The organism is Streptomyces sp. NPDC046977 (assembly GCF_040644455.1).
Classification (GTDB): Bacteria; Actinomycetota; Actinomycetes; order Streptomycetales; family Streptomycetaceae; genus Actinacidiphila.
The window spans coordinates 178,671-189,737 of record NZ_JBEYWO010000011.1 but is presented as its reverse complement, the minus strand read 5'-3'; the positions used below and the strand labels follow the sequence as shown (position 1 = coordinate 189,737).

At 73.6% G+C, this 11,067-nt stretch carries 10 protein-coding genes; 8 read left to right on the top strand and 2 right to left on the bottom strand.

All coding sequences use genetic code 11. From position 1 onward, the window contains the following. The first annotated feature begins 5 nt into the window (after positions 1-5). From ABZ883_RS19150 to moeZ, 8 genes are all read left to right on the top strand, one after another. Positions 6-995 (top strand): ABC transporter permease, encoded by a 990-nt coding sequence (locus ABZ883_RS19150; protein WP_360907442.1) that lies wholly within the window; start codon positions 6-8, stop codon positions 993-995. Beyond that, positions 992-2,590: an ABC transporter ATP-binding protein gene (locus ABZ883_RS19145; RefSeq protein ID WP_360907318.1), complete on the top strand. Its 1,599-nt coding sequence runs from the start codon at positions 992-994 to the stop codon at positions 2,588-2,590. Before ABZ883_RS19150 ends, ABZ883_RS19145 begins: the two co-directional genes overlap by 4 nt. Before the next feature lie 92 nt (positions 2,591-2,682). Continuing rightward, positions 2,683-3,540 (top strand): alpha/beta hydrolase-fold protein, encoded by an 858-nt coding sequence (locus ABZ883_RS19140; RefSeq protein WP_360907316.1) that lies wholly within the window; start codon positions 2,683-2,685, stop codon positions 3,538-3,540. Positions 3,541-3,664: 124 nt separating this feature from the next. Further along, positions 3,665-5,323 (top strand): GT4 family glycosyltransferase PelF, encoded by a 1,659-nt coding sequence (pelF, locus tag ABZ883_RS19135; protein ID WP_360907314.1) that lies wholly within the window; start codon positions 3,665-3,667, stop codon positions 5,321-5,323. Next, on the top strand, positions 5,320-6,465 hold the full coding sequence (locus tag ABZ883_RS19130) for a hypothetical protein (protein WP_360907312.1): 1,146 nt from the start codon (positions 5,320-5,322) through the stop codon (positions 6,463-6,465). The genes pelF and ABZ883_RS19130 overlap by 4 nt, the downstream gene beginning before the upstream one ends. Before the next feature lie 52 nt (positions 6,466-6,517). Then, positions 6,518-7,432, top strand: coding sequence for an NAD-dependent epimerase/dehydratase family protein (locus ABZ883_RS19125; protein ID WP_360907310.1), 915 nt, complete (start codon positions 6,518-6,520; stop codon positions 7,430-7,432). Continuing rightward, positions 7,420-8,181 carry a spherulation-specific family 4 protein gene (locus tag ABZ883_RS19120; protein WP_360907308.1) on the top strand — a complete coding sequence of 254 codons (762 nt, stop codon included), beginning with the start codon at positions 7,420-7,422 and terminating at the stop codon, positions 8,179-8,181. Before ABZ883_RS19125 ends, ABZ883_RS19120 begins: the two co-directional genes overlap by 13 nt. Before the next feature lie 106 nt (positions 8,182-8,287). Further along, positions 8,288-9,466, top strand: a complete 1,179-nt coding sequence (gene moeZ / locus ABZ883_RS19115) for an adenylyltransferase/sulfurtransferase MoeZ (protein ID WP_360907306.1) — start codon at positions 8,288-8,290, stop codon at positions 9,464-9,466. Between the two features lie 245 nt (positions 9,467-9,711). Here moeZ and ABZ883_RS19110 read toward each other — a convergent pair whose 3' ends face one another. Together ABZ883_RS19110 and ABZ883_RS19105 are read right to left on the bottom strand one after the other, a co-directional pair. Further along, on the bottom strand, positions 9,712-9,924 hold the full coding sequence (locus ABZ883_RS19110; protein ID WP_360907304.1) for a hypothetical protein: 213 nt from the start codon (positions 9,922-9,924) through the stop codon (positions 9,712-9,714). A gap of 165 nt (positions 9,925-10,089) precedes the next feature. Continuing rightward, complete coding sequence (locus ABZ883_RS19105) at positions 10,090-11,019, bottom strand: hypothetical protein (protein WP_360907302.1); 930 nt, start codon at positions 11,017-11,019, stop codon at positions 10,090-10,092. Positions 11,020-11,067 lie beyond the last annotated feature (48 nt).

Genomic DNA, 11,067 nt, shown 5'->3' with positions numbered 1-11,067 from the left:
TGGCCATGACCCGGTTCGCGCTCCAGCGGCTGCTTTCGGCGCTGGTGGTCCTCCTCGTCCTGAGCGTCGCGGTCTACGCGCTCTTCTACCTCCTGCCCGGCGACCCGGCGCGGCTGGCCTGCGGGCCCAAGTGCACCGCCGACCAGGTCGACCAGGTCCGCACGCAACTCGGCCTGGACTCCCCGGCCTACGCGCAGTACCTGCACTTCCTGCACGGCCTGGTGGCCGGCACCGACGTCAGCACCGGCGTCGGGACCGAGCACTGCGGCGCTCCGTGCCTGGGCTTCTCCTACCAGAGCGGGGAGCAGGTCACCTCGCTGCTCGCCCAGCGCCTGCCGGCCACCGCCTCGCTCTCGCTGGGCGCGATGGTGCTGTGGCTGGTCATCGGCGTCGGCAGCGGACTGCTCTCCGCCCTGCGCCACGGCGGGATCGGCGCGCGGCTGCTCACCGCGCTGACGCTGGCGGGCAACGCCGTGCCCGTCTTCATCATCGGCATCCTGCTCATGCTGCTGTTCGTCTCGGTGCTGGGCTGGCTGCCCTTCCCGTCGTACGTCCCGCTCACCGAGGACCCCGAGCAGTGGGCGTGGAACCTGCTGCTGCCCTGGCTCTCCCTGGCCATCCTGGAGAGCGCCAAGTACGCGCGGCTGACCCGCAGTTCCATGCTGGAGACGCTCGCCGAGGACCATGTCCGCACACTGCGCGCCTACGGCGTCCGCGAGCGTTCCGTCATCGGGCGGCACGCGCTGCGCGGCGCCCTTCCCTCGGTGATCGCGCTGTCCGCGCTGGACCTGGGGACGATGTTCGGCGGCGCGGTGCTCACCGAGTCCCTCTTCGGCATCCCGGGGCTCGGCAAGAGCCTGGTGGACTCGGTCAGCACCGAGGACCTGCCGGTGGTGGTCGGCCTCGTGCTGGTCACCGGCTTCTTCGTGGTACTCGCCAACGCCCTCGCGGACGTGCTGTACGCGGTGGCCGACCGACGGGTGGTGCTGGCATGACGTCACCGCTGATCGAGGTCGCCGACCTCACGATCGACTTCCCGACCGGGGCCGGCCCGGTCCGCGCCGTGGACGGGCTCTCCTTCACCCTGGAGGCGGGCGGCGCGCTCGGCGTCGTCGGCGAGTCCGGCAGCGGCAAGAGCGCCACCGCCTACGCCCTGCTCGGACTGCACCGGGACAGCGGCGCGGAGATCGGCGGCTCCGTGCGGGTCGCCGGGGTCGACGTGCAGACCGCGGAGGAACGCGAGTTGCGGCGGCTGCGCGGCGGACTGGCCGCGATGGTCTTCCAGGACCCGCTGTCCTCGCTGGACCCCTACTTCGCCATCGGCGACCAGATCGCCGAGGTGTACCGCGTCCACCATCCCAAGGCCTCCCGCCGCGCGGGCCGGCAGCGGGCGGTCGAGGTGCTGGACCGGGTGGGCATCCCGGACGCGCCGCGCCGCGCGCGCTCGCGCCCGCACGAGTTCAGCGGCGGCATGCGGCAGCGCGCGCTCATCGCCATGGCACTGGCATGCGAGCCCCGGCTGCTGATCGCCGACGAGCCCACGACCGCCCTCGACGTCACCGTCCAGGCGCAGATCCTCGACCTCCTGCACGAACTGCGCCGCGAGACCGGCATGGGCCTGCTGCTCGTCACGCACGACCTGGGGGTCGTCGCGGGCAGCGTCGACCAGGTGCTGGTCATGAAGGACGGACGCGCCGTGGAACGCGGCCCGGTCGGCGAGGTGCTGGGCGCGCCGGAACAGGCGTACACCCGCGACCTGGTGGCGGCGGTGCCGCGGGTGGAGAACGCCCGCACGCCCGCGCCGGACGCGGGCGGTGGGCAGATCCTGCTGGAGGCCACCGGCCTGCGCCGGGAGTTCGGCCGGCGCGGCGCCCGCTTCGCGGCCGTCGACGACGTCTCGCTCACGGTGCGCGCGGGCGAAACCCTCGGCGTCGTCGGCGAGTCCGGCAGCGGCAAGACCACCCTCGGCCGCATGCTCGTCGGCCTGCTGGAGCCCACCGGCGGCGAGATCCGGCGCGAGGGCGGCAGGACCGGGCTGCAGATGGTCTTCCAGGACCCGGTCTCCTCGCTCAACCCGCGGCGCAGCATCGGCGAGTCCATCGCCGACCCGCTGCGCACGGCCGGCGTCCTCGACGACGCGGGCGTGGTGGCCCGGGTGCGCGAACTGCTGGAACGGGTCGGGCTCGACCCCGCCTGGTACCACCGCTACCCGCACGAGTTCAGCGGCGGGCAGCGGCAGCGGGTCGGCATCGCGCGGGCCCTGGCGCCCGAGCCCCGGCTGATCGTCTGCGACGAGCCCGTCTCGGCGCTGGACGTCACCACGCAGGCCCAGGTCGTCGCCCTGCTCGGGGAGTTGCAGCGCGAGCTGGGTATCGCGCTGGTCTTCATCGCCCACGACCTCGCCGTCGTGCGCCAGGTCAGCGACCGCGTCGCCGTCATGCACGCCGGACGCATCGTGGAGCACGGACCCGCCGACCAGGTCTACGACGCCCCCGGGCACCCGTACACCCGGGGCCTGCTGGCGGCCGTACCGGTGCTGGACCCCGCCGCCGCGGCGGCGCGTCGCACGGAGCGCGCCCGCGTGGCGTGATCCGCGCGCCCCTGGGGCAGGATGGGCGCGGCCCGCGCGACGTGCGCGGGCCGGGGGGCGAGGGGAGCGCACAGGTGCGGCGGCGGGCGTTCATGTTGGGGGGCGCGGTCGCGACAGCGGCCGCGCTCGGCGGGGGCATGGTGGGGGTGGCCGAGGACGCGCTGCCCGAAAGCGCCGCGTTCCGCAGGCAATTGGGCTGGACCGGCCCGGACGGCGTCGTCCCCGACGTGCCGGAAGGGCGGGTCACCCGGCGCCGGGTGACCTCGCGGGCCACCCGCAGCCGTCCGGAGCTGGTGACCGTCGACCCGCACGGCATCCCCGCCGGCCAGGCGGACCGGCTGCCGGTCTGCCTGCTGCTGCACGGCCGGGGCTCGTCGGCGTACGGCCTGGTGGAGCTGGGGATGGCCCGCTTCCTGACGCAGGCGGTGCAGGACGGCGTCCCGCCCTGCCGCCTGGTCGCCGTCGACGGGGGCCAGGCCTCGTACTGGCAGGGATCGGGCGGCGTGGACCCGCAGCGCATGCTGCTGCGGGAACTGCCCGGATGGCTCGGCGGCCGGGCCCCGCGCGCCGTGCTCGGCATATCCATGGGCGGCTTCGGCGCGCTGCGCTACGCCCGCTCCCGCGCCGTCGACGCCGTGGCGGTGCTGAGCCCGGCGCTGTTCCGCACCTGGACCGACGCCCGGACGGTCGGGGTGTTCCGCGGGCAGATCGACTGGCAGGCGGACGAACCACTGCGCCACACCGGGCAGTTGAAGGTCAAGGGCGACCGCGTCGGAGTGTGGTGCGGCCGCGAGGACCCGTTCCACGACGCCGCACGGGAGTTCGCGGACGCCGTGCACCCGGCGGTGGCCGCCTTCGACCACGGCGCACACGACGACGGCTACTGGCGCCGGGTCGCGCCCGACGCACTCCGCTTCGTCGGCGAACGCCTACTCGGTAAAAACGCGTAACGCTTGCGAAAGTTACGCCTCTTCACCCCTTTCGGTGGCACGGCGGACAACCGTCCGTCGTGCCGGCACATCACCGGCATACGGTCATCGCGCCCGAGAAGACCGGTGCCGAGAGGGGGCAGACGTGCGGATCGCATTACTCACCGAGGGTGGTTATCCGTATGCGCGGGGCGAGGGGAGTGCCTGGGTCGACCGCCTCGTGCGCGGGCTCGACGCCCACGAGTTCGCGGTGTACACGCTCGGCCGCAGCGAACGCGCCGACGCCTCCGGGCTGCTGGAGCTGCCGCCGCAGGTGACCGCCGTGCGCACCCTGCCGCTGTGGGGCCCCGCCCCCCGGCCCGAGACCGCCGGGACGAAGGCGCGCAGGCGCCGCTCCCTGGTGCTTGAGCACTACCGGGACCTGGCCGGGACGCTCGCCGGCGACGTCGGCGCCAACGGCGTGGCGGACCGTTTCGCCTCCGCCCTCTACGGACTGGCCGACCTCGCCCGTGAGGACGGCGGCGTCCCCGCGCTGCTCCGCTCCGAACTCGCCCTGCGCGTCCTGGAGGACGCCTGCCGCGCGCCCGGTGCACGCCCCCTGGTGGCCGACGCGGGCGTGGGCGACCTGATGGCCGTCGCCGACCAGCTGGAGCGCGCGTTGCGCCCGCTGAGTGCCCCCTGGTACGACGAGTTCGGCGACGCCCTGGCCGCCGCCGACCTCGCCCACGCCGTGACCGGCGGCACCGCGCTGCTGCCCGCCCTCGTGGCCAAACGGTTCTTCGGAACGCCCCTGCTGATCACCGAGTACGGCGTCCGCCTGCGCGAGACACTGCTCGCCCACCGCGCCGCCGGACTCCCCGCCCCCGTACGGGCCCTGCTCGCCGCCTTCCACCGCCGCCTGGCCGGCGAGGCCTACCGCAAGGCCGCCCTCGTCACCCCCGGCAACGCCCACGCCCGGCGCTGGCAGGAGCACTGCGGCGCCGACCGCGAGCGCGTCCGCACCGTCCACCCCGGCTACCAGGGCGCCGTTCCCGGCCCCGTGGACACCGGCGGCGGCGATCCCGCGCTGGTGTGGGTGGGCCGGATCGAGCCCGGCAAGGACCTGATCGCCCTGCTGCACGCCTTCGGCGAGGTCCGCCGCGCCGAACCCGGCGCCCGGCTGCGCATCATCCGGGCCGCCGACGCCGATCCCGGCTACCTGCACCACTGCCGCGCCCTGGCCGCCCAGCTCTTCCCCGACGAGGCCGCGAACGCGGTGACCGTCGGCGAGAGCCCCGTGACCTTCGAGGAACTCGGCGCGCCGGGCACCCCCGGGCTCGCGGACGCCTACGCGGCCGGCGACGTGGTGGTGCTCTCCAGCATCGTGGAGGGCTTCCCGCTCTCCCTCGTCGAGGCCATGTTCTGCGGCCGGGCCACCGTCTCCACCGACGTCGGCGCCGTCCGCGAGGTCATCGGCGGCACCGGCCTGGTCGTCCCGCCCCGCAACCCCCGGGCACTCGCCGAGGCGTGCGTCACCCTGCTGCGCGACCCCGAACGACGCCGGCGGCTCGGCGCGGCGGCCCGCGAACGCGCCCTGGAACTCTTCACCGTCGAGCAGAACATCGCCGCCTTCCGGGAGATCTACCTCGACCTCGTCGCCCACGCCCCCGGCCGCGACGGGCCCCTGCGGGACGAGGACGGCGCGCCCGTGCCCTTCGGCCGGCCCGCCGAGGCGCACGTCCCCGGCCGCTGGACGGCCACCCCCACCTGGGCGCGCCGGCGCGAGCCCGCGTTCGCCGGCACCGAGAGGCAGGACCAGGCATGAGCCGCGCGCCGCAGGAGCAGTGGCACGACCGGCCCGCCGCCCCGGCGGCCGGCGCGTCCTGGGGCGAGCCGCCGCCCCCGGCCCCCGCCGATCCGGCCGCCCGCAAGGGCGGCACCCCGCCGCGCAAGCACGGACCCGCCGACCCCGTCCGCGGACTGATGCACCGTCACCACCGACTGTGCGCCGAAGCGGTGGACCCGCTGGAGATCGTCGCCGGACTGGAGGCGCAGGGCGTCACCGACCGGGTCGCGGGCTCGTTCCGCCATCGTGACGTCTTCACCCTCGCCGAGGAGCTGTACGCCCGGGTGCCCCGGGCCGATCAGCCGGAACCGGCCGCCGAGCCACCCGTACGGCCCCCGGTGCTGCTGACCCTCGCCCCCGGCCTGGTGTGCGCGGCGACCACCTGGGCGCTGCACGCCCTGCACTCGCTCGCGGTCGTCGCCGTCGCGGGCCCGCTGCTGCTGGCCGCGCTCTTCGCCGCGCTGCGCACCGGGCCGCTGCGCACCCCCTACGGCAACGGCGCCGGCGGCACCCTGTGGGCCTGCTGGCTGCTGGGGTTCGCCGCCTTCGCCGAGGGCGTCCGGCAGCCGGCCGCGGGGGCCGTCACGACCGCGCTGGCGCTGTCGCTCGCCCCCGCCGCCTGGTGCGCGCACCGCTTCGCCGTACGCGCCCGGGGCCATCTGCTGCGCAGCCGCAGCCTGGAGGAGTTCGGGGCCGCGGTGCGCCCGCTGCTCCTCGGCACCCTGGCACTCCACCTGACCGCGGTCACGGCCCTGCTGTGCGCCGCCCGCGCCGTCGTCGGCGCCCCCTTCACCCCCGCCGCCCTCGCCGGGCCCGCGGCGCTGGCCCTGCTGCTGTTCACCGGCCGCCTGCTGGCGATCCACGGCTACCCCGACGCCGGCGCGGTCGCCACCGGCCTGGCCTGCGCCGCCGAGGCCGTGGGCCTGGCCGCGGTCCCGCTCGGCCGGCTGTCCCTGGCCCCCGCCGCGGTCGCCGCCGTCGCGTGCGCCGCGGCGGCCCCGGCGCTGGCGGCCTACGCGCTGTCCGCGCTGTCCCGGGCCTCGGCCCACACCTTCGCGGCGGCACCCGCGATGACCCGCCCCGCCCCGCGAGGCACGAAGAAGCAGTCAAGGAGCAACTGACGATGAACCACCGACCCCCGATCCCAGCGCACGCCCGGCGGAGGCACGCGCGATGAGAGTCCTCCTGCTCGGGGCCGACGGATTCGTCGGCCGTCATGTGGCGGAACGGCTGCTCGCCGACCCCGCCGTGCAGCTCACCGCGCTGGGCCGCAGCGACGACGCGGACGTGCGCTTCGACCTGTCGTCGGGGAGCCCGGGGGCGCTCGCCCGCTTCATGGACGCGGTGCACCCCGGCGTCGTCGTCAACTGCGCGGGCGCGATCCGGGGCGGCGCCCGCGAACTGACCCGGCACAACACGATCGCGGTGGCCACGGTCTGCGAGGCCATGCGCCGCAGCGCCACCTCGGCGCGGCTGGTGCAGGTCGGGTGCGCCGCCGAGTACGGGCCCTCGCCCGCCGGCAGCTCCACCGCCGAGGACGCGGTGCCCCGGCCGGGCGGCCCGTACGGGGTCAGCAAACTCGCCGCGTCCGAACTGGTGCTGGGGTCCGGTCTGGACGCCGTCGTCCTGCGGGTGTTCACCCCCGTGGGCCCGGGCACCCCCGCCGCGTCGCCCATCGGCCGCCTCGCGGAGGCGCTGCGCCGGGCGATGCAGACCGGCGACGGGGAGCTCAAGCTCACCGGGCTGGGCGTGCAGCGCGACTTCGTGGACGTCCGCGACGTGGCCCGTGCCGTGCACGCCGCCTCGCTGTCCGCCGCGCAGGGCATGGTCAACATCGGCACCGGCCGCGCGGTCCCGCTGCGCGACGTCGCCGCGGGCCTGGCGGCCGCGGCGGGCTACACCGGCGCGCTGCACGAGGTCGAGGAGCCGCAGATCGCCGGCGGCGGCCCGCCGCACTACCCCGACGGCTGCGGGGCCTGGCAGCAGGCCGACGTCCGCACCGCGCGCGACCGCCTGGGCTGGCGGCCCAGGATCGCCCTCGAGGAATCACTCGCCGACGTCTGGATGGAGGCGGCATGCCGGGTCTGACCTCGGCCGGAACTCGCCGGCCGATCGGCCGCTGCGACGGGCTCGGCTTCGGCGTGCCCGCGTACGCGCACCCGCTGGTCGCGCCCACGGAGTGGGCCGAACTGGCCCGCCCCGAGGCACCGCTGCACTGGGTGGTCGTCAACGTCTCCCGGGGGCCCGGCAGCCGCGTGGACCCCCTGTACACCGACGCGGCCGTGCGGCTGCGGGACGCGGCCGTACCCGTCCTCGGCTACCTGGACGCACGGCACGGGGCCCGCCCCTTCGGGCAGCTCGTCGCCGACGCGCACCGCTTCCTGGACTGGTACCGGGTCGAGGGCTTCTACGTCGACCGGGCCCCGACGACCTCCGCCGAGCTCCAGGACTGCCGGCGGCTGATCACCACGCTGCGCGCCCTGCTCGCGGTCGAGGGCGGCAGCCGCGGCCATGTGGTCCTCGGCCACGGCAGCCACCCCTACGAGGGCTACGCCGAGATCGCCGACCAGCTCGTCACGTTCGCCGGGCCCTGGACCCAGTACCGCTGGTCTGAGGCACCGGAGTGGACCGCGGCCCACCCGCCCGAGCGCTTCTGCCACCTCGTGCACGGCGTCCCCGCCCCGCACCTGGAGAACGCCATGCGGATCGCCCGCTGGCAGGGCGCCGCCACCGTCTACTTCACCGACCGCACCGACCACGCGGCCTGGGAGGGGCTGCCCGCGTACTGGGCCGAGGCGTCGCGGCTGCTGCAGAGCCAGCCGCCGCCCAGTATGTGACCGGATCGCGTCTCGGTCCTCGGGACGGCGGTCTTGGAATGAAGACGGGCGTGGCAGTGTTACGGGTAGAACCACCCGTAGTGATCGATCGACAAACGGAGTCCCCGTGTCGCTGCCACCCCTGGTCGAGCCGGCCGCCGAGCTCACCGTCGACGAGGTCCGCAGGTACTCCCGCCACCTGATCATCCCCGACGTCGGGATGGACGGGCAGAAGCGGCTGAAGAACGCCAAGGTGCTCTGCGTCGGCGCCGGCGGGCTCGGCTCGCCGGCCCTGATGTACCTCGCCGCCGCCGGTGTCGGCACGCTCGGCATCGTGGAGTTCGACGAGGTCGACGAGTCCAACCTGCAGCGCCAGATCATCCACAGCCAGGCCGACATCGGCCGCTCCAAGGCGGAGTCCGCCCGCGACAGCGTCAAGGGCATCAACCCGTACGTCGACGTGATCCTTCACGAGGAGCGGCTCGAGGCCGACAACGTGATGGAGATCTTCAGCCAGTACGACCTGATCGTCGACGGCACGGACAACTTCGCGACCCGCTACCTGGTCAACGACGCCTGCGTGCTGCTGAACAAGCCGTACGTCTGGGGCTCCATCTACCGCTTCGACGGCCAGGCCTCGGTCTTCTGGTCCGAGCACGGCCCCTGCTACCGCTGCCTCTACCCGGAGCCCCCGCCGCCGGGCATGGTCCCCTCCTGCGCCGAGGGCGGCGTGCTGGGCGTGCTGTGCGCGTCCATCGGCTCCATCCAGGTCACCGAGGCCATCAAGGTCCTCACCGGCACCGGCGAGCCCCTGGTCGGCCGGCTGATGATCTACGACGCCCTGGAGATGCAGTACCGCCAGGTCAAGGTCCGCAAGGACCCCGACTGCGCGGTCTGCGGCGAGAACCCCACCGTCACCGAACTCATCGACTACGAGGCCTTCTGCGGCGTCGTCTCCGAGGAGGCACAGGCGGCGGCCATGGGGTCCACGATCACTCCCAAGCAGCTCAAGGAGTGGATCGACGACGGCGAGAACATCGACATCATCGACGTCCGCGAGCCGAACGAGTACGAGATCGTCTCCATCCCGGGCGCCCGTCTGATCCCCAAGAACGAGTTCCTGATGGGCAACGCCCTCCAGGACCTGCCCCAGGACAAGAAGATCGTCCTGCACTGCAAGACCGGCGTCCGCTCCGCCGAGGTCCTCGCCGTCCTGAAGTCCGCGGGCTTCGCCGACGCGGTCCACGTCGGCGGCGGCGTCATCGGCTGGGTCAACACGATCGAGCCGGAGAAGCCCGTCTATTAAGCCCCACTTCGCTGAAGTGGGGCTCACGACCCGAATAGCCGGCTGACCAGCGTTGACGCCCTCACTGGTGGTCAACGCTGGTCAGCGCAGGTTTACCTTCCACGGCCCGGAGACGGCCCCGCCGTTGCGCTCAACGTGGCGACACACGCTTCACAAGTTCGATCGCGGTCTCGTTCCGCCTGCAGAAGTCCGCCGTCATCAGCGACATCAGCTCGTCCTGATCGCTCGGGGAGGCAAGGGGCAGGCTATACGCGGGAGTTGGGGACTTGCTTCCAGCCGTCGATCGACTTGGTCACGAACAACGCTCGATAGACCTCGCGGGTCCACACCGTGGCGCCCTCACCGTACTCGGGGAGTTCCTCGAACGCTTCTTCTTCCGAGTCGTAGTTGTACTTCCGGCCCTTCGCGTCCTTGATCATCCACTCTCTGTCGGGCAGCCCTGCGAGTCCCATAGCCACGAAGATTTTCCTCCCCAATCGTCTGGGCAAGATCGTAGCGGCCGCGGCCGCCGCCTCGACGGCAGCCGCTGGATCATTGGCCCATGGCATCGGCGCAGCCTCGGTGCGGTCTCCATACGAGGTCCGCAGCAGTGAATGCCGCACTCCCGGTGAACCCGCGCGTGGCTAGGAGTCGCTGAACCAGGAGCCGATCGAGTTCCACTGGAAGGCATCCCGCCAGGCGATCCCGCCCGCCTCCCAGCCCGCCAGAGCCGCGACGACCTTGTCCGCTGAGACTGTCCGTGTCTGGTAGTGCTCGGCAGGACTGCGATCACGGTATTCGAGTTCGTAGGTGCCGTCGGGCCGAAGCCAGACCTGGGCGAAGCAGTCCGCCTCCACGGCACACCCCAACACGATGACGCCGTCACGGGGAAGGCTCAACACCGCGGCTTCCAGTCTCGCGCCGCGTGGGCAGTGCTGCTCGGGGCGGTGGCCCGGGTGCACGGGGAGGTCTGTGGCTGGGGGATCCTCCCCGACGGGCGCGGCGAGCGGCAGTCCGCAGGCATCGACCAGCTCGAAGAAAACGTCTTCCACGAACGGGTCCGCCCTCTTGGCCAAGACCGCACGCAGTGCTTCCCGATCCGCGGTGAACCCGCCCTCGGCCGCCCAAAGGGCTATCTGCTCGGCTGCCTTGGGCACGTTCGCGAGCAACAAGCGGACCCTCCTGCCCTGGTCGGTCTCCCCCCGTGGTGCCTCATCCTCCGAATGCGGCGGCACCGTCACCTCGTAGTCGGCAGCCATGACCGGATCAAGGAAGGTCGCCCAGGCCACCCCGGACGGGGTGAGACCGCGGACGTAGCAGACATCGCTGTCCATGACGCTTGCGATCATGACCGGCGAGCCGGTCGCCGCGACCAGCCGGTGCAGCCACCGGTCGTCGTCGTTCTCCGGCAGACAGTCGTTCACCTGCAGTGTCTGCCAGCCACCGGGGCGCGGCCGGCACTCGTGGAAGTAATCGGCCTGCTCCTCGATGCACCACTCCGGGTCATCGAATACCGGCAGGTCCCGCAACGAGGAATCGCTGCGCGCCAGAACGAAATCGCCCGAGTAACCCATGTTTCCTCCCCAGAGACTGCCGCGATGCTAGGCGGATCCGGCGGGAGG